The 22,591-nt window shown below is 74.4% G+C and carries 21 protein-coding genes and 1 pseudogene; 8 read left to right on the forward strand and 14 right to left on the reverse strand.

Features of this window, described 5'->3' with window-relative positions:
* Window positions 1–55: 55 nt before the first annotated feature.
* Complete coding sequence (locus AB0B76_RS06955) at window positions 56–1,252, forward strand: hypothetical protein (protein WP_360370629.1); 1,197 nt, start codon at window positions 56–58, stop codon at window positions 1,250–1,252.
* Here AB0B76_RS06955 and AB0B76_RS06960 read toward each other — a convergent pair.
* The 11 genes and pseudogenes from AB0B76_RS06960 to AB0B76_RS07010 form a co-directional block, all read right to left on the reverse strand.
* On the reverse strand, window positions 1,235–1,828 hold the full coding sequence (locus AB0B76_RS06960) for a vWA domain-containing protein (protein WP_360370632.1): 594 nt from the start codon (window positions 1,826–1,828) through the stop codon (window positions 1,235–1,237). The two genes, AB0B76_RS06955 and AB0B76_RS06960, sit on opposite strands and share 18 nt — an antisense overlap.
* Window positions 1,825–2,127 carry a hypothetical protein gene (locus tag AB0B76_RS06965; RefSeq protein ID WP_360370635.1) on the reverse strand — a complete coding sequence of 101 codons (303 nt, stop codon included), beginning with the start codon at window positions 2,125–2,127 and terminating at the stop codon, window positions 1,825–1,827. Before AB0B76_RS06965 ends, AB0B76_RS06960 begins: the two co-directional genes overlap by 4 nt.
* Window positions 2,124–3,635, reverse strand: coding sequence for a hypothetical protein (locus tag AB0B76_RS06970; RefSeq protein WP_360370638.1), 1,512 nt, complete (start codon window positions 3,633–3,635; stop codon window positions 2,124–2,126). The genes AB0B76_RS06965 and AB0B76_RS06970 overlap by 4 nt, the downstream gene beginning before the upstream one ends.
* Window positions 3,636–3,737: 102 nt before the next feature.
* A complete protein-coding gene (locus AB0B76_RS06975; protein ID WP_360370641.1) occupies window positions 3,738–4,607 on the reverse strand; it encodes a DUF72 domain-containing protein in 870 nt (289 codons plus the stop codon).
* 198 nt (window positions 4,608–4,805) lie between these two features.
* Window positions 4,806–5,507 (reverse strand): hypothetical protein, encoded by a 702-nt coding sequence (locus AB0B76_RS06980; protein ID WP_360371690.1) that lies wholly within the window; start codon window positions 5,505–5,507, stop codon window positions 4,806–4,808.
* A 135-nt stretch (window positions 5,508–5,642) separates the two neighbouring features.
* A pseudogene (locus AB0B76_RS06985) lies at window positions 5,643–6,491 on the reverse strand (glycosyltransferase family 9 protein); the annotation flags it as partial.
* A 43-nt stretch (window positions 6,492–6,534) separates the two neighbouring features.
* On the reverse strand, window positions 6,535–8,178 hold the full coding sequence (locus AB0B76_RS06990; RefSeq protein WP_360370644.1) for an HAD-IIIA family hydrolase: 1,644 nt from the start codon (window positions 8,176–8,178) through the stop codon (window positions 6,535–6,537).
* A gap of 150 nt (window positions 8,179–8,328) precedes the next feature.
* Window positions 8,329–9,462 carry a SigB/SigF/SigG family RNA polymerase sigma factor gene (locus AB0B76_RS06995; RefSeq protein WP_360370647.1) on the reverse strand — a complete coding sequence of 378 codons (1,134 nt, stop codon included), beginning with the start codon at window positions 9,460–9,462 and terminating at the stop codon, window positions 8,329–8,331.
* Between the two features lie 84 nt (window positions 9,463–9,546).
* A complete protein-coding gene (locus AB0B76_RS07000) occupies window positions 9,547–10,014 on the reverse strand; it encodes a CheR family methyltransferase (RefSeq protein WP_360370650.1) in 468 nt (155 codons plus the stop codon).
* A gap of 9 nt (window positions 10,015–10,023) precedes the next feature.
* On the reverse strand, window positions 10,024–10,764 hold the full coding sequence (locus tag AB0B76_RS07005) for an STAS domain-containing protein (RefSeq protein ID WP_360370653.1): 741 nt from the start codon (window positions 10,762–10,764) through the stop codon (window positions 10,024–10,026).
* On the reverse strand, window positions 10,761–11,003 hold the full coding sequence (locus tag AB0B76_RS07010) for a chemotaxis protein CheB (protein WP_360370656.1): 243 nt from the start codon (window positions 11,001–11,003) through the stop codon (window positions 10,761–10,763). The genes AB0B76_RS07005 and AB0B76_RS07010 overlap by 4 nt, the downstream gene beginning before the upstream one ends.
* A gap of 142 nt (window positions 11,004–11,145) precedes the next feature.
* Between AB0B76_RS07010 and AB0B76_RS07015 the strand changes: the two genes are divergently transcribed.
* From AB0B76_RS07015 to AB0B76_RS07025, 3 genes are all read left to right on the forward strand, one after another.
* Window positions 11,146–12,162, forward strand: a complete 1,017-nt coding sequence (locus tag AB0B76_RS07015) for a hypothetical protein (protein ID WP_360370659.1) — start codon at window positions 11,146–11,148, stop codon at window positions 12,160–12,162.
* A gap of 94 nt (window positions 12,163–12,256) precedes the next feature.
* A complete protein-coding gene (locus tag AB0B76_RS07020) occupies window positions 12,257–13,954 on the forward strand; it encodes an NAD-dependent malic enzyme (RefSeq protein WP_360370662.1) in 1,698 nt (565 codons plus the stop codon).
* Window positions 13,955–13,959: 5 nt separating this feature from the next.
* Window positions 13,960–15,432 carry a class II fumarate hydratase gene (locus tag AB0B76_RS07025; RefSeq protein WP_360370665.1) on the forward strand — a complete coding sequence of 491 codons (1,473 nt, stop codon included), beginning with the start codon at window positions 13,960–13,962 and terminating at the stop codon, window positions 15,430–15,432.
* 12 nt (window positions 15,433–15,444) lie between these two features.
* On the opposite strand, the gene AB0B76_RS07030 is transcribed toward AB0B76_RS07025, so the two are convergent.
* Window positions 15,445–16,674, reverse strand: coding sequence for an MFS transporter (locus AB0B76_RS07030; protein WP_360370668.1), 1,230 nt, complete (start codon window positions 16,672–16,674; stop codon window positions 15,445–15,447).
* Window positions 16,671–17,264 carry a helix-turn-helix domain-containing protein gene (locus tag AB0B76_RS07035; RefSeq protein ID WP_360370671.1) on the reverse strand — a complete coding sequence of 198 codons (594 nt, stop codon included), beginning with the start codon at window positions 17,262–17,264 and terminating at the stop codon, window positions 16,671–16,673. Before AB0B76_RS07035 ends, AB0B76_RS07030 begins: the two co-directional genes overlap by 4 nt.
* A gap of 21 nt (window positions 17,265–17,285) precedes the next feature.
* Here AB0B76_RS07035 and AB0B76_RS07040 point away from each other — a divergent pair, with 21 nt between their 5' ends.
* The 3 genes from AB0B76_RS07040 to AB0B76_RS07050 all read left to right on the forward strand — a co-directional run bounded on the left by AB0B76_RS07040 (window position 17,286) and on the right by AB0B76_RS07050 (window position 20,550).
* A complete protein-coding gene (locus tag AB0B76_RS07040) occupies window positions 17,286–18,713 on the forward strand; it encodes an FAD-dependent monooxygenase (protein ID WP_360370674.1) in 1,428 nt (475 codons plus the stop codon).
* A gap of 107 nt (window positions 18,714–18,820) precedes the next feature.
* Entirely contained in the window at window positions 18,821–19,753 is a 933-nt protein-coding gene (locus AB0B76_RS07045; RefSeq protein WP_360370677.1) for a PfkB family carbohydrate kinase, read from the forward strand.
* A gap of 2 nt (window positions 19,754–19,755) precedes the next feature.
* On the forward strand, window positions 19,756–20,550 hold the full coding sequence (locus AB0B76_RS07050) for a 5'/3'-nucleotidase SurE (RefSeq protein WP_360370679.1): 795 nt from the start codon (window positions 19,756–19,758) through the stop codon (window positions 20,548–20,550).
* Window positions 20,551–20,562: 12 nt separating this feature from the next.
* Here the strand turns inward: AB0B76_RS07050 and AB0B76_RS07055 are convergent, their stop codons facing one another.
* Complete coding sequence (locus AB0B76_RS07055) at window positions 20,563–21,441, reverse strand: helix-turn-helix transcriptional regulator (protein ID WP_360370682.1); 879 nt, start codon at window positions 21,439–21,441, stop codon at window positions 20,563–20,565.
* Window positions 21,442–21,542: 101 nt separating this feature from the next.
* Between AB0B76_RS07055 and AB0B76_RS07060 the strand changes: the two genes are divergently transcribed.
* Entirely contained in the window at window positions 21,543–22,586 is a 1,044-nt protein-coding gene (locus tag AB0B76_RS07060; RefSeq protein WP_360370685.1) for an NAD(P)-dependent alcohol dehydrogenase, read from the forward strand.
* Window positions 22,587–22,591: the final 5 nt, after the last annotated feature.

Here is a 22,591-nt window from a genome sequence, read left to right on the forward strand (position 1 = left end):
TCGTGCGCGGTCGGCGTACCAGGATGGGGGGTACGTCTCGGGTACTGGAGGTCTCGTGCTGGACACCGATCGGCCGAGCCGGGCGATCCGCCGGCTGCTGCACGTCGACCGGACCTTCGCCGACGAGCCGCGCCGGCTCCGCCGCGGCCTGACCGACCTGCTGCCCGACGAGGACGAGGCGGTCCGGCTGCTGGCCGCGGGGGCCGAGGCGGGCGTACCCGCGCTGCTGAAGTTCGGCGCCGCGGCGCAGGCCCGGCAGGCCCTCGTCGACGGGGCCGGGCTGCGGCCCGGCGACGCGGACTGGGTCGTCGCGGTGTGGACGGCCGGCCTCGACGCGAGCGAGCCGCCCCGGGCCGCCCCGGGTGCCGGCGACGGGCCGGGCGCGCCGGAGGCGGTGTCGATGGCGCTGCTGGCGGACGGTACCGCGCTGCTGCTCACCCGGGGCACCGGCGGTGTGCACGCGGGCCGGGTCGGCCTCGGCGATCCCCGGCCGGCGCCGCCGCGCTGGCAGCGGGTCGCGGCCCCGGCCGAGCCCGGCTCGCGGGACGCGGCCGTCGCCGTGACCGGGGGCGGCGCCACCATCGTGTGGTCGGACCGCGCCGGGGTGTTCGCGGCCGAGGTACGCCCGGACGGCATCGGCCGGGCCCGGCTCATCGTGCCCGCCGGCCCGGGCGAGCAGGCGCGGCGGCCGCTCGGCGCGCTGGCCGTCGAGGACGGGTCGCTCGACGTGTTCTGGTCCGCGGACGGGCGGCGGCTGCGCCGCGGGATGTGGCGGTCCTGGTCCGCCGAGGCCGTCACGCTGGACCTGCCGCCGGCCTGCGGTGCCGGCGAGGAGCTGCGCCGTGTCGCCGTCGGCCGGGGCGGGGCGGACGTCGCCTGGCTCGCGGTCGCCACCGACCAGGGCCGGCTGCTGATCTCGCGGTGGGACCTCGGCCGCGACACCGTCGCCGCGTGGGTGCCCGTGCCGCTGCCGATGCGCGTGCTGGACGTGGCCGCGGTCGGCGGCTCGATGCTCGTGGCCACCGACTCCGGGCAGCCGCTGATGTTCGACAGCGCGAGCGCGTTCGCCCGCCAGGCGGTTGCGCCGCCGCCGGCGAGCGGGCGGTCCGGCGACCGGGTGGAGTCGCTCGCCGCCGCGTTCGACCCGGCGGGCGTGCTGTGGATCGCGATGCGGGTCGGCGGCATCGGGGCGCTCACGAACATCGTCCCGGACTCGCAGCGGCGGGTGTCGCTGTCACTGTGGCCCGCCTGAGCCCGTCAGGGCGGCCCCGGCGGCCGCGACGATCGAGTCGGCGATCCGGCCGGCGTCGCCGGTCCTCAGCGGGTACAACGTCGCCCGTAATGCGGCCAGGGCCAGCCGGTCCTCGCGGTCCTCGCCCGGCGGCGCGACGAGGTGCAGCCCGACGGCGTGCGGGTCGAGCCCGGCCCGCGCCTCCAGGAGCACCTCGTCGGCGTCGGTGGGCAGGCCGTCCGCGACGATCAGGGCCACCTTGGCGTCGGCGATGCCGTCGGAGCGCAGCTGCTGCCGGTCCTGGCGGACCACCCGGGCGAGCAGCCGGAGCCCGGCCGCCAGCGAGCTGAGCCCGGCCGGCGGCATCAGCGGGATCATCGCCAGCTGGGACGCGCCGGTCAGCGGCACGCGCAGGCTCGCGTCGTCGCCGTACGTCAGCAGGCTGATGCGGTGGCCCGGCCCGAGGCTCTCGGCCAGTGCGACCAGGCGGGGCAGCGCGAGGTGCCAGCCGCCGCTGAAGCCGCCGCGGGTCGTCGAGCCGGAGGTGTCCGCGAGCAGGTACAGCGACCGCTGGACGACCGCGGCCGGGTGGGTCACCGCGAGGTTCCGGGCGCGTCGCGAATGCGTTCGAAGTGCTCCACGACCGTGTTGAGCGTGGCGGCGTGCCGGGCCAGGCGGGCCATCAGCTCCCGGACCCGCTCGGCGTCGACCGGCCGCCGGGCCAGCTCGGCGCGCAGGGCCTCGATCGTCTCGCCGACCCGGCCGATGTCGGCGGCGCTCGCGTCCACCTCGCGCGAGAGGGCCTGCAGGGCGGCGTCCGAGCCGGCGATGACGGTCCCGTGGTCACCCATGACCAGGTTCGTGCTCTGCACACTGCCGATGTGGAAGGTACTCATGGCTTCCCGGACTCCTCGTCGTCATCGTGGTCGTCGTCGTCCGGCTCGTCGTCCGCCGGGTCCGCGCCGCCGCTGCTGAGCTGCTGGAAGATGGTGTTGTCGCCGATGACGACGTTGCGGCCCCGGATGTCGCCGATCTTGAACACCTTGGTGGTGATCCGGGTCTGCTGGCGTTCGAGGTCGGACGTGTCGATGCCGTGCTCCTCGACGTACCTCGTGATGACCTTCAGCACGCGGGTGCGTACCGCCTGGACGTGCATGTCCTCGTCCTCGTAGGCGAACAGCCACTCCCGCTGCTTGGCGGCCAGCAGGGCGCGCAGGCCGCCGGCCGCGCCGTAGTTGAAGCTCGACACCCGCCGGGCCCGCCGCCGCTCCCGCACCAGCCGGCGGGCCACCAGCCACCGCCAGCGCAGCATCGTGGCCACCGTCCCGGGCGCCGCCCGGACCAGCCGCACGGTGTCGGGCACCGCGGCCCGCACGACCGCGATCAGCCGCCCGGTCACGGTCGCCGGCAGGTCGTCGGCGGCGTGGATGGCCGGGTGCAGCGGCAGCAGCACGTACGCGTGGAACTCGACGAACAGGTCCGTGCCGAACAGCACCGCCCGCAGGAACATGGTGACGACCAGCTCGCCCTGCCAGGAGTCCTTCTCCACGCACAGGTACGTCCGCGCGTACTCGGTCGAGCCCTCGATCGCCTTGCGGATCTCCGAGCGCTCGACGGCGGCGCTCGGCGCCTGCTCCCGGTCCGGCTGCAGGCCCGCGACCTGGTACGTGGCCCGCCCGGCGACGAACAGCCGGTTGTGGACCTGGATGTCGGGGATCCCGGCCCGGCGCACCTCGATCGACAGCGCCTTCTGCAGCTCCTCGGCGCGCACCGGCGTGACGGTCTTGAGCCGCCCGCCGCTGTCGCGCCCCGGCTTGGTGGTGTCGATGCGCACCTTCCACCGTTCGAGGCGGTACCCGGCCCCGACGAACGGGATGCCCCCGCCGAACGGGACGACGTTGGCCTCGGCGCTCGCGGCCAGCCGCCGCTCGGCCCCGTCGCCGATCGCGGGCGCGGACTCGCGGGGGTCGCCGGGGGCCTCGAGGATGCGGTGCGCGCGGGACCGGGTCGCGTACAGGTGCCATCCGACCAGGATCACGAGCAGCAGCGCCCCGGCGACGGGGACGAGCAGGGCCACGAGCAGCGCCCGGCCCAGGTGCCCGGCCCGCACGCCGACCAGCACGGTGACCACGACGGCCGCGACGACGAGGACGAGGTCGAGCGCGGCGAGCGCGATGACGAGCCGCCGGTGCCGGCGCGCTGCGCTCGCGTGCCGGGCGAGCGCGACGAGGTCGACGCCGTACGCGGGGGCGATGGCGCGCAGCCCGGGGCGGAGCAGCTCCCCGTAGACGTACCGCGCGAAGACGGGCTCGAGCCAGGTCCAGGCGCACAGGTACCGGTCGACGCCGGGCGCCCGGTGCGCGGCCCGGCTCGCGGCAGCGGCGGTGGCGGCGGCGCTGGACATGCCTGATTCTGCGTCGCAACATCACGTCATGTAAATGGCGCGATTACGGGATCGACTCCACCGAGCTACGCAAGTCGTGACGGATTGCTGACACCCGGTGCATCAGGACCGGAGGAGCTCGTCCAGCTCGGCCGCGTTGCGCTGGGCGTAGTCGGCGTAGCAGTTGTTCATGAGCACGTGGGTCCGGCCCGTGGTCGCGGCCAGGGCCGAGATCTTCGGGGCCCACTCGCGCAGTTCCGGCGTGGAGTACAGGTAGCCGAACTTCTCGTGGATGTCCTTGCTCGTCCAGTGCTCGCTGTGCCCGTGGAAGCGCACCACCGCCACGTCCGACGTCGCCTCCACGACCGGGGGGACCGACGAGCGGTGGCCCTGCGGCATGTCGACGACCACGTACGGCAGGTCGTGCGTGCGCAGGAAGTCCAGGGTCTCGGCGCGGTTGTCGTCCTCGAACCAGGACGCGTGGCGGAACTCGATCGCCACGCGCAGGGGCTTGCAGCGCGCCGCCACCTCCAGCAGGGCCTGCTTGTTCGCGCGGCGGATGGTGAACCACGGCGGGAACTGGAACAGCAGCAGGCCCAGCTTGCCCGCGTCGGCCAGGGGGTCGAGGGCGGTCAGGAAGCGCGACCACACGTCCTCGTACGTCTGGGCCGGCAGGTCCTTCGGGTACACGTTCGCCTTCGCGACGTCGGGGCGCAGGTCCTTCGGCAGCGCCGACACCTTCGTCGGGTGGCCCGTCATGAGGCTGAACGCCTTGATGTTGAAGGTGAAGCCGGGCGGGGTGCGCCCGGCCCACAGGCGCGTCGTCTGCTCGGCGGGCGGGGCGTAGTACGTCGAGTCGACCTCCACCAGCGGGAAGTGCTCCGCGTAGTAGCCGAGGCGCCGTTCGGGCGAGTCGGCCTCCGGCGGGTACCAGCCCGACTCGAGCAGGGTCTTGTCCGTCCACGACGCTGTGCCGACTTTCACATCGCCCACAATGCGCCCCATTTCCGGGCCGGGAAAAATCAAACCTGTGTCGTACCTCTCCGTGCTGCGCATCCCCGGCGCCGCCGCGTTCTTCGCAACGACGGCGATCGGCCGCCTCGGGGTGTCGATGTACGGGCTGAGGCGGATTTGCGCTGATCGTGGCGTACGGCATCGGGCTCTGCCTGTTGCCCTTGGCGCTGCGGCGGATCAGCGGTTGATGGTGAAGTCGGTCGGGCCGCTGACCTTCGTGCCGACCCGCGCCACGACCTGGTAGGTGCCGGCCGGGGCCGGGTTCTGCGCCGGCGCGCAGGCGTGCGGGGTGGTCCGGTAGCTGCTCCATACGAAGCGGTACCGCACCGCGTCGCCCGCCGCGAAGGCGCGCACGTCGCTGGTCTTCTTGGCGTCGCAGTCGTCGGAGGAGAACAGCAGGGCGCCGTCGTGCAGCACCTGCACCTCCTGCGCGCCCGGGCCGAGGTCGCGCGAGCACCAGTCGGCGGCCTTGCTCGCGACGTTGATGTTGAACGTGAACGTGCCGCCGACGACGCCGGGGGACGGGGTCGCGGTCACGGTGACGGCGATCTGGTCGTCGCCGCAGGGCGCGACGTTGGCCGGGGGCGCGCTGCGCTCGACCGGCGGGGGCGAGCTCGACTCGGGGCTGGCCGGCACGATCTGGGGCGCGGACGACTCGGCGCCCGGGGTCGTCGCCGCCACCGGGCCCGGCGTGCCCGCGGCGCCCGACGCGGCCCCGCTGGTCACCGCGGACGGCTTGCCGTCGCCGCCCCCGCCGCGCAGGAAGATCCACACGATGAGCAGGGCGCCCACGACGACGACGGCCACCATGGCCCGGCGGCGCCAGTACACGGAGGGCGGCAGAGGTCCGACGGTCCAGCCGTTCGCCGGTGGTTGCATTCGGGCAGTTTGCCAGAAGCCGCACGGCGCTTCTGCCCCGGATCTCCACGTGTCGCGGACCTGGGAAGGTCGCCACGGAAAGTGACCGGCTACGACCTCGTCGACGCCGACGGGCGCCCCGGCGATCCGGCGGGCGGCCGCCACGACCTCGTCGACGCCGACGGCCAGCAGCGCCGGGTGCGGGGCGTTGCCGGGGGTGTCGCCGGGCTCGGCGGTGCGGCCGCGCCGGATGGCCACGTGCTGCGGCCGGTCCGGCGGCGGGCCCCCAGCCGGGGCGGCACCGGGCCGAACAGGACGACCGACGGCGTGCCGTACGCGGTGGCGAGGTGGGCGATGCCGGTGTCGCCGCTGACGAGCAGCAGTGCATGGCCGACGAGCCCGGCCAGGTCCCACAGCCCCATCACACCGGCGAGCATCGCGGCGCGGGGCAGGCCCGCCTCCTCGACGATGCGGCGGGCCAGCGGCGCCTCGGCCGGGGAGCCGGTGACGACGACGTCGTGCCCGCCGCCGGCCAGGGCCCGGGCGACGGCGGCGAACCGGTCCGGCGGCCGGCGGCGCAGGCCGGACCCGGCGCCCGGGCGCACGATCGTGACGCCCGGGCGCGGCGGGTCGGGGTGGGTGAGGGCCAGGTCGTCCTCGTCGCAGCTCAGGCCGTACCACCGCAGCATCCGGCACCAGCGGACGACCTCATGCTCGTCGAACCAGCAGCCGCCAGGGGAGGGTGGCCCGCAGCAGGCTCTGCGACTGCGGGTCGCGGCCGTGCAGGTCGACGGCGACGGCCGGGTGCAGCTCGGGCAGCCGCTCGTCGAGGCCGTCGCCGGGCAGCAGCCGGTCGACCGCGCCGGTGAGCGCCGCGAGCGGGGCCAGCCACGCCGGGGCGGCGAGCACGATCGGCTCGCCGGGGAAGGCCCGGCGCAGGCCCCGCAGCGCCGGCACGCCGGTGGCGAGGTCGCCGACGCCCAGGGCCCGCAGCACCAGGATCACGTCTCCGGCGCCCCGGCGCGGCCCGTGGACACCCGTTTGGTGTTCACGGTCGTCTCCGGCTGCCGAGCAGTTCGGCGGCGGCGACCACCGCGGCCGGGTCGACGCCCGCCAGGCACGGGTGGCCGCCGATCGGGCAGGCCACGGCGCGCGTGTCGCGGCACGGGGCCGCGGCGTCGCCCAGGCGCACCACCGGCACCCGGAACGGCGCCCACTGTCCGAAGTGGACGGTCGGGGCGAAGAGGCTCACGACCGGGGTGCCGACGGCGGCGGCCAGGTGCGCCGGGCCGGTGTTGCCCACGACGAGGCAGCCGGCGCCGGCCAGGAGGGTGGCGAGCTCGGCGAGGCCGGTGGCGCCGCCGAGGTCGGTGCCGAAGTCGCCGGCGACCTCGGCGGTGAGCGCCTTCTCGCCGGTCGAGCCGGTGACGAGCACGTTCCAGCCGGCGGCGGTGAGCACCTTCACGATGCGCCGCTGCACGTCGGCCGGGGCGGCCCGGGCCGCCCCGGAGGCGCCTGGATGCACCACGACATAAGGGCCGGCCTGGTGTACCGGCGGCAGCTCGCCGGTGTGCAGGGGTCGGTCGTCGCCCGGTGGCGGCTGTTCTTTGACGCGCAGGCGCAGGTCGTTGCCCGGTGGCGGCTGTTCTTTGACGCGCAGGCGCAGGTCGTCGCCCGGTGGCGGCGGGAACCCGGCCGCCATCGCGAGCGACAGCGCCCGCTCGGCCTCGGGGATGCCGCCCGGCACGCGGTGGCGCACGTCGAGCAGCGAGCCCGGGTAGTCGGTGCTGATCGCGCTGATCCGCCCGACCCCGGCCAGCCGCAGCAGCAGCGCGGTCGGCAGCGGCGACTGGTCTGACGAGGTGAAGACGACGGCCTCGTCGGCGCCGGCCGCGGCGAGCCGGGCGACCAGCGCGTCAATCGCGTCGGTGGCGACCGGGTCGGGCTCGGGGTCGATCCACGGCAGCCGCCACTCGATCACCTCGTCGACGCCGGGCAGCAGCCCGGCCGCGGCCCGCCCGCGCGGCCCGCACAGCAGCACCACCCGCGCCGCGCCGGCCGCGACCGCGCGGATCGCCGGGCCGGTGACGAGCACGCCGCCGGCCGAGTCGGGGCGCACCACGAGGACCGTGCCGGCCGTGTGCGGGGTCCGCGGGCCCGACGGGTGCAGCTCGTCGCGCTGCAGGATCATCTCGGCGGCGCCGCGCAGGTCGGCGGCGACGGCCGGGGCGGCGGCCACCTCCGGGCGCCGCGTCAGCCCCGTCGGGACCAGGATGCCGGCGGCCCCGGCGGCGAGGGCGGCCTCCATGTCGCGGCCGGCGGCGCCGACCACGACGCAGCGCTCCGGCGTGGTGTGCAGGTCGCGTGCCGCGGCCCGGACGAGACCCGGACGCGGCTTGCGGCAGGGGCAGCCGGCGGCATCGTCGTGCGGGCAGACCTGCCAGATGTCGAACGGGCCGAGCAGCTCCTCGATGCGGGCGTTGACCCGGTGCAGCTGCTCGGCGGTGATGAGCCCGCGGGCCAGCCCGGACTGGTTGGTGGCGACGCCGAGGCGCAGGCCGGTGGCGCGCAGGCGGTCGAGGGCGGCCCGGGTGCCGGGCAGCGGGCGGACCAGGGCGGGATCGTTGTTGTACGGCACGTCCTCGACCAGGGTCCCGTCCCGGTCGAACAGTACGGCGTCGAAGAGGTTCATACCGCCCGCCGGTGGAACATCGCGTTGATCCCGAGGACGCTCATGCCGGGTCCCGTTACCTCCGCGCCCCGGTGATCAACCAAAACGGTTCTCCCGCCGCGTCGTTGACGCCTGGCACGCTGGAGGCGCCGCCCGGCGGATGGTGACCGGCTAGTCGTCCTGCAGGTGGCGGCGCAGGAAGTCGAGGGAGTGGGCGAGCAGCCGCGAGACGTGCATCTGCGACAGCCCGACCTGCTTGGCGATCTCCAGCTGGGAGAGGTTGCCGTAGAAGCGCAGCGACAGGATGCGCTGCTCGCGCCCGGGCAGCCGGCAGATCAGGCGCTTGAGCGACTCGCGGTACTCCACCAGGCTGAACTCGGGCGAGTCGCCGCCGATCGTGTCGAGCATGGTGCTGTCGTCGTCCATGCCGGGCGTCGGCACGTCGAGGGACAGCGGCCGGTACGCGCGGGTCGCCCCCATCGCCTCGATGACCTGCTCGTCGGTGAGCCCGGTCTCGTGCGCGATGTCGTTCACCGTCGGCGACCGCCCGAGCTGCTGGGCGAGCCCGTCGCGGGCCTGGTTGACGGCCATCCGCAGCTCCTGCAGCCGGCGCGGCAGCCGGATGCCGGTGGCCCGGTCGCGGAAGTGGCGCTTGAGCTCGCCGGTGATCGTGGGCGTCGCGTACGGCCCGAACTCGGTGCCGTGCTGCGGGTCGAAGCCGTCGACCGCCTTGACCAGGCCGAGCGCGGCGACCTGGGCCAGGTCGGCGGCGGGCTCGCTGCCGCTGTCGTAGCGGCGGGCGAGGCGGTGCGCGGCCGGCAGGCACTGCTCGATCACCTGGTTGCGGACCCGGGCCCGGCCGCGGTCGCCGGCGGGGAGCTGGGCCATGCGCAGCAGCGACTCGGTGACCCCGGCCGGCCATTGCCCGTGCCCGAGATCGACCGCGTCGAGGTCGACGGGGCGGCGCCCGCGCTCCTCGACGGGCCAGTCCAGCTGCTCGTACACGCCGAGCTGCTTCGCCGCCCCGGCGATCTCCAGTGCCGAGAGCGCCACGCCGGCCGCCCCGGTGACCTGCAGGTCGGCGTCGAGCTGCTCGCCCCGCCGGTTCAGGTACAGCAGAATCTTGATGGCGGCCGCGTCGACCAGCCGGACCTGGGTCACATCGACCGCCACGTGCGCGGTCCGCGCGTCGAACTGCTCGAACACGATCTGCCGCAGGTACGGCGCCGAGGCGTAGTCGAGAACCCCGGCGCACTCGAGCAGGGCTGCATCCGGGCGCTGTGACATCGTGATCGTCAACTCCATGGCCGCCCCCTAGCCCCCAACGCTATGCCGATGTCGGCGGCGGCGCACCGCTAGCGGCCGGATTCGTACCGCCCGCCACCTCCATCACGCGTAGGTGGCCTGCCGCGCGTGGGCGAGGCTCTCCTCGTCGACGTCGGTCGCGTAGATCTTTACCCGTTCCCGGAACTGCTCCGGGCCCATCGCCTCGGCCAGGACGACGGCCAGCGTGTACGCCTCCTCGCCGGACGCGCAGCCGGCGCTCCACACGCGCAGCGGCCCGTCGTGCTCGTCGGTCGGGCGCGGCAGCACCTCGCGGCTGAGCGTCGCCCACGCGTCCGGGTCGCGGAAGAACCCGGTCACGTTGATCAGGATGGTGTTGAACAGCGCCGTGAACTCGTCCGGGTGGACCTGGAGGTAGTCGAGGTACTCCGCGAGTCGTTCGGCGGGACCTGGGCCATCCGCCGCTCGACGCGCCGCATCAGGCTCGACCGCTCGTAGCCCGGTGAAGTCGAAGCCGCGGGCCTCCTTGAGGTAGACCAACAGCGCCTCGAAGTCGGGGTCGGGTTGGGTCACCGCGCCGCGCTACCGCTTGATCGGCAGGCGCAGCGTCGCCCACACAACCTTCCCGCCCGCGGTGTGTACGCATCCCCACGCCGAGGACATGCCCTCCACGATCAGCAGCCCCCGCCCGGGCTCCTCGTCGTCGGCGGAGCGCTCCAGCGGCAGTGGGCTCTCGTCGCGCACGGCCACGTGCAGGTGCCGGGTGCGCAGCGCGACGCGGACCCCGATCGGCGTGCCGGCGTGCTCGACCGCGTTGGCGACCAGCTCGGTGACGATCAGCGCCGCGGTGTCGGCCAGGTGCCCCACCTTCCACTGGACGCAGGCCCGGTCGACGAGCTCGCGGGCCGCGCTTGTCGAGTGCGGCTCGGCCGGCAGGTCGAGCTCCAGCCGCCGCGGCCCGGGCAGGCGCGCGTGGGCGCTCAAGGCGCCGGCGAGCTCGGCGTGCACCGGCACCTGGCGCGCGACGCGGAGCCGGTCCAGCTGCTCGCGCAGGTGCGGCCGCGGCCCGACGATCATCACGTCGGTGCCGGTCTCCGCGCCCTGCCGGGCCAGCATGGGCAGGACGGTCAGGGTGATGTCGTCGCGGGCCTCGAGCCCGGACACGTCGACGACCAGCACCTCGGGCTGGTCGGTGAGCGCCTTCTGGGCGCAGCTGCGCAGTTCGGGCACGGTGGCGAAGGTCAGCCGTCCCCTCGCGTGCAGCACCGCCACCGGGAAGTCCGGCTCGTGCGTGCAGGTCAGCTCGCCGGCCTCGGCATTCATGGCAGCGCGTCCTCCGGGACATCGTTCTCCAGCGCGGCGCCGTCCGTGCCGTGCACGGCCGGCAGCGGCCCCGACCGGCTCAGGATCTGCGGGAGCGCGCTCGTCCCGGTGCGGGGGACGTGCAGCACCACGCACAACGCGCCGGGCAGGTCGGCGGGAAGCCCACCCACGAACGTGCGCAGCGCTTCCACACCACCAGCGGAGGCGCCGACTACGACGACCCCCCGGGGCTCGGCCATGCTCACAGATCCTACGCCGTACACGGGCTGTCCATGGATTCGCCGCTTACCCTCGCGAGGGGCGTGTCAAACCGTTCTTTACCTCACGAGTGCGATGCCCGTGCCGTCACGTCCATTGGCGGACGCTGTCTACCGTGTTGGCATGAGCGCGGAGCAGGTCCTCCACACCTCCACGACGCCGACCGGCCATCAGCGCACGCTCGCCGTCGCCGTGCGCGACGCGCTGGTGTTCACGGAGAAGTACACGGGCGACGGATCCGGCTGGATGGGGCGTTTCACGTCGTTCCGGGCCGAGGCGCGCGTGGACGCCGACCCCGGGCCGCTCGTCGCCGCCGTGGCCGACCTCGCCGCGCGGGGCAAGCTCGACCTGCCGCCGATGGCCGCCCGGGAACGGGTCGCCGACCTGCTCGCCGCGGCCGGGCTGCTGGTGCGCCGTGACAGCACCGTCCCGTGGGTGCACCTGTCCCGCCACGCCACGCTCACGGTCGCCCCCGACGGCCGCCCGCCGGCGATCACGTTCGCCGAGTACGGCGGTCACGACGGGCGGCGGCACGTCGTGACCGAGTACGACGACATCGACCGCCTGACCGGGCACCTCGCCGCGGCCCATCCCGCGTCCATTGTGGACATCGCGGCGGGCGACCGGATCGGCCGGTTCATCGCGGTCTTCACCGCGTTCGCGGACGCTTCCGGCGCGCACGCCGGCCCGGTCGCCGCGCTCTACGAGGAGCTCGGCCTCGAGTTCGAGGAGCGGTTCGAGCGGCGGTACCGGCTGCTGCACACCAACCGCGCGGACACCGACTGCCTGTTCTCCCTGACCCTGCTCGTCTCCTCCATCGAGAACCGGATCTCGTTCAGCGAGTTCTACGACTACGGCGCCCGCCCCGGCGATCCCGGGCGCGAGTACGGCTACAGCGTCGTCACCCCGTACGACTCCCTGGAGCCGCTGACCGCCGACCTGGAGGCCCGGCTCGGCCGTACCCCGGACGGCGCCCCGGCGGAGGACCGGCTGGCGGCGTGCTTCACCGACCTGGTGGCCCGCGGCGCGCTCGGCGACGGGCGGCCCATCGAGTCGAACCGCGACGCGGTGACCGGGCTGCTCACCGCCGCGGGGGTGCCGGCCAAGCCGGACTTCTGGGTCTGGTTCGACAGCGACTGAGTGGCACGGCCCGGGAGTAAGCGGCCGGGGCTGGGTAGTGCACCCGCGGTACCGACGACAAGCGGGAGGCGGTTCGATGGCTACGGCGACGCGGGTGGCCGCGAGGCGGAAGTTCCGATCCGAGAACGGTGTGTTCGTCACCACGGCACGCGGGGCGGAGGTGCTCGAGACGCCGCTGCTCAACAAGGGTACGGCGTTCACCCGGGAGGAGCGTGCGGCGCTCGGCCTGGAGGGGCTGCTGCCGCCGACCGTGCTGTCCCTGGACGAGCAGGTGCGGCGGGTGTACGAGCAGTACCACCGCCAGCCGTCCGACCTGCACAAGAACACGTTCCTGGCCATGCTGCAGGACAACGACGAGGTGCTGTTCTACCGGCTGCTCGCCGAGCACCTGCGCGAGATGCTGCCCGTCGTGTACGACCCGACGGTGGGCCAGGCGATCAAGCGGTACAGCCACGAGTACCGCCGCCCGCGCGGGGTGTACCTGTCGATCAACGAGCCCGAGCGGGTGGAGGCGGCGCTCGCCGACTCCGGGCTGGGGGCGGACGACGTGGACCTGATCGTCGCCTCCGACGCCGAGGAGATCCTCGGCATCGGGGACTGGGGCGCCGGCGGGATCGGCATCGCGATCGGGAAGCTCGCCGTCTACACCGCGGCGGCCGGCGTCGACCCCGGGCGGGTGATCCCGATCGCGCTCGACGTCGGTACCAACAACGAAGAACTGCTCAATGATCCGGACTATCTCGGCAACCGGCACGCCCGGGTGCGGGGGCCGCGCTACGACGAGTTCATCGACGCGTACGTCCGGGCGGCGACCAAGCTGTTCCCGAACGCCCTGCTGCACTGGGAGGACTTCGGGCCCGGCAACGGCCGGCGGATCCTGGAGCGCTACCGCGACCGGGTGTGCACGTTCAACGACGACATGCAGGGCACCGGCGCGATCGTGCTCGCCGCGGCGCTCGGGGCCGGGCGCGTGACCGGCACCCGGATGCGCGAGCAGCGGATCGTCGTCTTCGGCGCCGGTACCGCCGGCGTGGGCATCGCCGACCAGCTGCGCGACGCGATGATCCGCGACGGGGCGGACCGGGCGACCGCCACCCGGCAGATCTGGTGCCTCGACCGGCCGGGCCTGCTCACCGACGACATGACCGCCCTGCGCGACTACCAGACCCCGTACGCCCGGCCGGCCGCCGAGGTCGCGGGCTGGCGGCGCGACGGCGGGATCGGGCTGACCGAGGTCGTCGCCCGGGTCCGCCCGACCATGCTGATCGGTACCTCGACCGTGCACGGCGCCTTCACCGAGGCGGTGATCCGGCAGATGGCCGCGCAGGCGGACCGGCCGATCATCTTCCCGCTGTCCAACCCGACCGAGCGCATCGAGGCGATGCCGGAGCAGCTCATCGCCTGGACCGACGGGCGCGGCCTGATCGCCACCGGCATCCCGGTCGCGCCGGTCACGTACAAGGGCGTCACCTTCGGCATCGGACAGGCGAACAACGCCCTGTTGTACCCCGGGCTGGGCCTCGGCGCCATCGTGGCCCGGGCGAAGCGGGTCAGCGACGGCATGTTCGCCGCCGCCGCCGAGGCCGTCGCCGGCCTGGTCGACGTGAGCACCCCCGGCGCGTCGCTGCTGCCGCACGTGGAGAACCTGCGCGCGGTGTCGGCCACGGTCGCCGTCGCGGTCGCGAAGCAGGCCGCCGCGGAGGGCCTGGCCCGGGCCGAGCTGACCGACCCGGTCCAGCAGGTGCAGGACGCGATGTGGCGGCCCGAGTACCGCCCGGTCAAGGCCGGGTGACGGCGATGGCCGCACGCAACCCGGCCGGCGGACGGGGCGGACCCGCCGTGCTCGACGTGCCGATCGGCCTCGACACCATCGGCACCCGCGACGAGACCGACTCCCTCGGCACGGTCGCCGTCCCGGCCGACCACTACTGGGGCGCGCAGACGCAGCGCTCGCTGGTGCACTTCGATATCGGCGAAGACCGCATGCCGAAGGCGGTCTACCACGCCTACGGCTACGTCAAGAAGGCCGCCGCGCGCATCAACGCGAACGCCGGGCGGATGCCGGAGTGGAAGGCCGGCCTGATCTCGCGGGTGGCCGACGAGGTGATCGCGGGCGAGCTCGACCGCGAGTTCCCGTTGTACGTGTGGCAGACCGGCTCCGGCACCCAGTCGAACATGAACGTCAACGAGGTGATCTCCAACCGGGCGATCCAGCTCGTCGGCGGGCGGCTCGGGTCCAAGACCCCGGTGCACCCCAACGACGACGTGAACATGGGCCAGTCGTCCAACGACACCTTCCCGACCGCCATGCACATCGCCGCGGTCACCGCGATCGAGGAGCACCTGCTGCCGGCGCTCGCCCGGCTGCACGACGCCACCGAGCGCAAGAGCCGGGAGTGGGCGCACGTCGTCAAGATCGGCCGGACCCACCTGGAGGACGCGACGCCGCTCACCGTCGGCCAGGAGTGGTCCGGCTACGCCGCCCAGATCGAGGACGCGACCGCGCACCTCACCGCGACAATGGCCGGCCTGTACCGCCTCGCCATGGGCGGCACCGCCGTCGGCACCGGTCTCAACGCGCCGCCCGGCTTCGATGCGGACAGCGCCCGGACGATCGCCGAGCTGACGGGCCGGCCGTTCGTGACGGTACCGAACAAGTTCGCCGCCCAGGGCTCGCTGGACACCCTGGTCCGGGTCTCGGCCGCCCTGCGCGGCGTGGCCACGGCGCTGTTCAAGTTCGCCAACGACATGCGCTGGCTCGGCTCCGGCCCGCGCGCCGGGCTGCACGAGCTGATCCTGCCCGCCAACGAGCCGGGCTCCTCGATCATGCCCGGCAAGGTGAACCCGACCCAGGCCGAGGCCATGCTCATGGTCTGCATCCAGGTACTCGGCTCGGACACCGCGGTGGCCGTCGCCGGCAACGAGGGCAACTTCGAGCTCAACGCCTTCCGCCCGGTGATCATCAACAACGTCCTGCACTCGGTACGGATCCTCGGCGACGCCGCCGACCACTTCCGCGAGTTCCTCGTCGAGGGCGTCCAGCTGGACCACGGCCAGTTGCGGCGGGATGTCGAGCGCTCGGTCATGATGGTCACCGCCCTGTCCCCGGTCATCGGCTACGACAAGGCGTCGTCGATCGCCCACCTGGCGATCGACGAGAACCTGACCCTCAAGGAGGCGGCGCTGCGCCGGGGGGTGAGCGACGAGCTGTACGAGCGGATCGTCGTGCCCGAGGACCTGACCCGCGCAGGCGTCGCCGCCGGAGACTAGCCGCCCGAGCCGTCACGGGCTGACTCGGGTGTCGGCGGCGGGCACGTGGGGCTCGCTGCGCTGCAGGGCGCGCACCGCCGGGATGAGGAGCAGGGCCACGCAGCCCAGGGCGCTCACCCCCACCGAGAAGCCCAGGACCGCCTCGGCGCCGACCAGGGCCGCCACCGGCCCCGCCAGGGCCTGGCCGATGGGCAGGCTGCCGTCCGAGCCGAAGACCTCGTACGACGTGATGCGGTTGAGCATCTCCGGCGGCACGTGGGTCTGCACGCTCGTCTGCCACATCACCGACCAGAACGACCACGCGGCGCCGTTGGCCGCCGCCGCGGTCAGCAGCAGGCCCAGGGGTGCGTGCAGGGCGATCGCCAGCGGTAGCAGGCCGTAGCCGAACATGGCGACCGCGCCGGCCGCCAGGGGGCGGTGGGGGCGCAGGCGCAGGGCGAGCAGGCCGCCGGCGATCGCGCCCGCGGCGAGGCCCGACTCGGTCCAGCCGTAGGCGGGCGCGCCCAGGCGGCCGCTGATGAGCACCGAGCCGAGGGGGATGAGCGGGCCGAAGAGCAGGACGCCGTACACCACCCAGACCAGGATGACGCTCCAGATCCACGTGCGGGAGCGGAACTCGTGCCAGCCGGCGGCGAGGTCGCGCAGCGGGGACGTAGCGGCGTCGGGGGGCGGCACGGCGCCGAGGCGCAGGCCCGCCAGGCAGGCCGCGCTCACCGCGAACGTGGCGGCGTCGGTGGCGTACAGCGGCCCGGCGCCGAGGAGGCCGAAGACCACGCCGGCGGTGGCCGGGCCGAGCAGCTGCGCGATGGACTGGGACACCTTGATGGTGGCGTTGGCGCGGTGCAGGTCGGTGGCGACCAGCGGCACCATGCCGTTGACGCCGGGCTGGAACGCGGCCGAGGCGGCGCCGTGAACCGCCGAGCACACGAGCAGCAGCCACAGCGCCGGGGTGCCCAGGAAGAAGGCCGCGGCCACGCTGCCCTGGGCGACCAGCCGGACCAGATCGGCGCCGAGCATCAGCGGGCGGGCGCCGATCCGGTCGGCGAAGACGCCGCCGAAGAGGATGCTCGCCAGGAACGGGATCGAGAACGCGGCCAGCACCAGGCCGACGCCCGTGGCGCCGTAGTGGTGGCCGACGGCCAGGGCCGAGGCGACGATGAGCATCGCGTCGCCGAAGACGGACACGGTGCGGGCGAGGAAGTACCGCGTGAAGTTGCCGGTCCAGAGCGCGGTCCCCTTCATGATCGCGAATGTACCAGCGGGCGCAGCGCGTCGAGGGCCTCGTGGGCACGGCGGGTCACGGCCGGGACGGCGCGGCGGTTCGGGGCCGCGCCGAGGCGCTCGACGGTGCGCACGAACACGGCGACCAGGCCGTCGGCGAGGGCGGTGGCGGCGGCCGGCGCGTATCCGGCGGTCCGCTCCAGCTCGGGGCCCAGCGCGCCGGCCACGTGGTGGGCGAGGTCGAGCAGCGCCCGGCGCAGGGCGTCGCTGCCGGCGACGAGGCGGACCATGCCGCCGGGGTTCTCGACCGCGCGGCGGGCGGCCGGGCCCAGCAGAAAAGCGTCGAGCCAGCGTCGGTACGCGTCCAGCAGGTCCCCGTCCGGCCCGCGCCCCGCGAGCGTGGCCAGCATCGTCGCCTCGAACGCGTCGGCCTGGTCGAAGACGAGCGACTCCTTGGTCGGGAAGTAGTTGTACAGCGTCTGTTCGGACACCCCGGCGGCCCGCGCGACCTGCGTCATCGCCACGCCGTCGTAGCCGTGCTCGGCGAAGAGCGCGGCGGCCGCGTCGGCCATGGCGGCCCGGGCGCGGGCCTTCTTTTCCTCTCGGAGCATTTTTGGGTTACCCTAATGTTTGTGGAACTCAAGAATTCGTACGACGTGATGGTAGTCGGTGCCGGGCCGGTCGGGCTGTTCCTCGCCGCCGAACTGCGCCGCTACGGGGTGGACGTGGTCGTGCTGGAGCGGCTGTCCGAGCCGTCACAGCAGATCAAGGCCGGCTCGGTCGGCCCGTCGTCCGCGGAGGTCTTCGACCAGCGGGGCCTGCTCGAACGGTTTCCGGCGCCGGACCCGGGCGTCCTGGCCGCCCTGGGCACCGGCCGGCCCCTCGGGCACTTCGCCGGCCTGTGGCTGCTGCGCGGCGCGCCCGAGCTGCGCACGATGCCCATCTTCGCGCCGCAGCCGCAGGTCGAGGCGGTCCTGGAGGCGTACGCGCGCGAGCTCGGCGTGCCGGTGGTGCGCGGTTGCGAGGTGACGGGCCTGGACGGCGAGCGCGTCGAGGTGGCGCACGCCGGCGGGACCACGACCGTCACGGGGCGGTTCGTGGTCGGCTGCGACGGCGGCCGCAGCACCGTGCGCCGCCTGGCCGGCTTCGGGTTCGAGGGCACCCAGGCCACCATCACCGGCCGCCAGGCGCTCGTCGACATCGCCGGGCCCAACCCGCTGGAGAAGGGCTGGCACCGCACCGGTACCGGCATGGTGGTGTACGGCCCCGGCCCGCAGCGCGTGCTGACCGTCGAGTTCGACGGGCCGCCCACCGACCGCGACCGCCCGCTGGACCGCGCGGAGATCGAGGCGAGCCTGCGCCGGGTCTCGGGCACCGACGTGGTCGTGAACGCCCTGATCGCCGGCACCCGGTGGACGGACAACACGCGGCAGGCGACACGGTACCGCGAAGGCAGTGTGCTTCTGGCCGGCGACGCGGCGCACGTGCACCCGCCGTTCGGCGGCCAGGGCCTCAACCTCGGGTTCCAGGACGCGGCAAACCTCGGCTGGAAGCTCGCCGCCACCATCGCCGGGTGGGCGCCCGAGGGGCTGCTGGACACGTACCACGAGGAGCGCGCCCCGGTTGCCGCGACCGCGCTGGCCAACACCCGCGCCCAGATCGCCCTCATGCGCCCCGACCCGCAGACGTCGGCCCTGCGTGAGCTCTTCACCGAGCTGCTCGCCTACGACGAGCCCAACGCGCACGTGTCCCGGCTCATGACCGGCGTCGACCGGCCGTACCCGATCCCGGGCGAGCACCCGGAGGCCGGTCGCGTCGCGGCGGACCGGCCGGTCGGCGCCGCCCGCCTCTACGAGCTGCTGCGCACGCCGGGCGGCCTCCTGCTCGACGCCACCCCCGACGGCGCCGCGACCCGCCTCGCCGCCGGCTGGGCCGGGCGCGTCACCGCCGTGCCCGGCCCGGAGAACCTGCTCGTCCGCCCGGACGGCGTCGTCGCCTGGGGCGGCCCGGCGCTCGACGGGCTCGACAAGGCCCTCGAAACCTGGTTCGGGCGTCCCTGAGGCGGGCAATACCGGGGCATGAGCGGTACGGAGCGGAGCGGAGTGGCCGCTCATCAGGGGCACAGGGTGGAGCTCAGGCCGGCGCCGGAGCTTGCGGAGGCGTCGGCATGAGCGGCCGCGTGATGGTGTTCGCCCCCGCCCCGGTCCTGACGGTGACGATCGAACGACAGGCCGGCCACGAGGAGCTGCACGTGCACCCGGGCGGGCAGGGCGTGTGGCAGGCCCGCATGCTCGCCTCGCTCGGGTGCGAGGTCGACCTGTGCGTCGGCGTCGGCGGCGAGATCGGCTCGGTGCTGAGCGACCTGCTCGGCCACCTGGACCCAGGCATCGCGCTGCACACGGTCGACCGGGGCGCGGGCAGCGGCTGGTACGTGCACGACCGCCGCGAGGGCGAGCGCACCCAGATCGCGGACCATCCCGGCCCGCCGCTGACCCGCCACGACCTCGACGAGCTGTACAACACCTCGCTCGTGGCGGGGCTGCGCGCCGACGTCAGCGTCCTGAGCGGGCCGGCCGACCCGGCGATCGTGAACGCCGACACGTACCGGCGCCTCGCCGCCGACCTCGGGTCCAACGGCAGCACCGTGGTCGCCGACCTCTCCGGGGACCTGCTCGCCGCGGCGGTGGCCGGCGGGGCCGCGTTCGTGAAGGTCAGCCACGAGGAGCTCCTCGACGACGGCCGGGCCACCGCCGACGACGTGCCCGCGCTCGTGGACGCCGCCCGCACGCTGCGCGCGGAGGGCGCCGGCACGGTGCTCGTCAGCCGCGCGGGCGAGCCGGCGCTGGCGGTCTACGACGACGGCCGGGTGGCGACCGTACACGGGCCGAAGCTCGAGGTGGTCGACCACCGCGGGGCCGGGGACTCGATGACCGCCGGGGTGGCCGCCGTGCTCGCCCACGGCGGCGGCGTCGAGGAGGCCGTGCGCACCGGCGCGGCCGCGGGCGCGCTCAACGTCACCCGGCACGGCCTCGGCTCCGGCCGCGGCGAAGCCGTCCGGGAGCTCATCGGCCGGACCCGCCTCGAGCCCTGGGAGCGGTAGCCGTGCGGATCGTGGTCACGAACGACGACGGGGTCGGCGCGCCCGGGATACGGCACCTGGCCCGGCTCGTGCGCGCGGGCGGGCACGACGTGGTGGTGGCCGCGCCGCACGCCGAGGTCAGCGGGGCCGGGGCCGCGCTGAGCGCGACGGTCGAGGGGGGCCGGCTGCTCTACGAGGCCGTCGAGCTCGACGGGCTGGCCGGCGTGCCGGTGTACTCCGTGCCGGCCTCGCCCGCGTACATCGCCGTGCTCGCCGGCCTCGGCGCGTTCGGCGGGCGCCCCGACGCGCTGCTGTCCGGGATCAACCGCGGCGCGAACGCGGGCCACGCGGTGCTGCACTCCGGCACCGTCGGCGCCGTGCTTACCGGGGCCACCGACGGGCTGCGCGGCCTCGCGGTCTCCCTCGACATCCTCGGCGACCCGGCGCTGAACGCCCTGCCCGCCGCGGACGACGCCCGCCGCTGCTGGCCCACCGCCGCGGCGATCGCGAGCGGCCTGCTGGACTGGCTGGCCGCGGCCCCGGAGGGCACCGCCCTCAACCTCAACGTGCCCGACCGCCCGCTGGGGGCCGTCGCCGGCCTGCGCCCGGCGACCCTGGCCCCGTTCGGGCAGGTGCAGATGACGCTCGTGGAGAGCGGTACCGGGTTCGTGCGCACCGCCCTGAGGGAGCGCGGCGCCGAGCGGGTCCCGGGCTCCGACGTCGCCCTGCTGGCCGAGGGCTACGCGACGGTGACGGCGGTCCTGCCCCCGGTACGCCATCCGACCGTGGCGCCCCCGGAGGACTGGCGGCGCTCCTGACCCGGCCGCGGCCTAGCGGGCCGGTGCCGCGGACAGTCCGGTGTCGCTGGTGACGGCCCAGGAGGCCAGCAGCGTGAGGGCGTGCGCGGTCGGCGAGTCGGGCTCGGCCGCGTAGATGGTCAGGACGAGCCCGGGCTCGGCGATCAGCGCCGTGCTCTCGTAGGCCAGGGCGAGGTCGCCGACGACGCCGTGGTGGAAATGCTTGACGCCGGTGCCGTGGATGCGCACGTTGTGCGAGCCCCAGCGGCGGCGGAAGTCGTCGCTGCGGGTGGACAGCTCGCCGACCAGGTCGTGCAGGCCCTTGTCGTGCGGGTCGACGCCGGCGGCGGTGCGCAGGTTCGCCACGGTCATGTCGGCGAACAGGTTCCAGTCGGGGTAGAAGCGGTGGGCGGCGCTGTCGAGGAACGTGAACCGGCCGAAGTTCGGGGGACGGGACGGGTCGCCGTACAGGTCGTGGAACATGGCCCGGCCGAGCAGGTTGGTCGCGAGCAGGTCCTGCCGCCCGTTCACCACGGTCGCGGGGGCGGTGATCGCGTCGAGGGACCACTGCAGGCTCGGCCGGACGGTCCACTGCTTCGGGCGGCGGCTCGGGCGCAGCAGCGCGTTGCTGCCGTTGGCCTCCTGGGCCAGGCGCATCAGGTGGGCGCGTTCGGCGTCGTCGAGCTGCAGGGCGCGGGCGATGGCCTCGAGCACCCCGGCGGAGACGCCCGCGAGCTGGCCGCGTTCGAGCTTGGCGTAGTACTCGACGCTCACCCCGGCCAGGGCGGCGACCTCGCTGCGGCGCAGCCCGGGGACGCGGCGCAGGCCGGCGGCCGGGATTCCGGCCGCGTCCGGGGTCAGCTTGGCGCGGCGTGAGGTGAGGAACTCGCGCACCTCGACTCGGTTGTTCACGGTTCCGACGGTACGACCGGCCGTGCCGAACTGGGGTGTACTGGTGGTACACGTTTCACCAGAACCTCCCACCGGTGCCGCGGGTGCGGTTACCTGGAACCATGCGCACAGTCAACGCCATCGCCGCGACCTCGGCCACCGACCCGCTCGTGCGAACCACGATCGAGCGGCGCGACCTCGGGCCGCACGATGTTCTCATCGAGATCCGCTACGCCGGCATCTGCCACTCCGACATCCACACGGTGCGTGGGGAGTGGGGCGACGTGGCGTACCCGCTCACCGTCGGCCACGAGATCGTCGGCCAGGTCGCCGAGGTCGGCCGCGAGGTCACCGGGCACGCGGTCGGCGACCGGGTCGGCGTCGGCTGCATGGTCAACTCGTGCCGCGAGTGCGAGAACTGCCGGGCCGGGCAGGAGCAGTACTGCCTCAACGGCAACACCGGGACCTACGCGAGCGTCGACCGTGACGGCACCATCACGCAGGGTGGCTACTCGACCCATATCGTGGTCGACGCCGACTTCGTCCTGCGGGTGCCCGAGAACATTCCCTACGAGAAGGCGGCGCCCCTGCTCTGCGCGGGCATCACCACCTACTCGCCGCTCGTGCACTGGAACGCCGGACCCGGCAAGAAGGTCGCGGTGGTCGGCCTCGGCGGCCTGGGCCACATGGCGGTCAAGATCGCCGTGGCGATGGGCGCCGACGTGACCGTACTGTCGCAGACGCTGGGCAAGAAGGACGACGGTCTCGCGTTCGGCGCCCGGGACTACCAGGCCACCGGCGACCCGGCCACGTTCGAGGCGCTCAGGAACAGCTTCGACCTGATCATCAACACGGTCAGCGCCCCGATCGACATGGCGGCCTACCTGGGCCTGCTGCGCCTGGACGGCACGCTCGTCAGCGTCGGCGCCCCGCCGCAGCCGCTGCCGGTGCCGGTGTTCGCGCTGTTCGGCAACCGGCGGTCCTTCGCCGGCTCGAGCATCGGCGGCATCGCCGAGACCCAGCAGATGCTGGACTTCTGCGCCGAGCGCGGGATCGCCCCCGACGTCGAGGTCATCGGCGCCGACGCGGTGAACGAGGCGTACGAGCGGGTCCTGCGGTCCGACGTGCGCTACCGGTTCGTCATCGACGTCGACAGCCTGCGCTGAGCCCG

It is taken from the genome of Dactylosporangium sp. NPDC049140 (assembly GCF_040648435.1).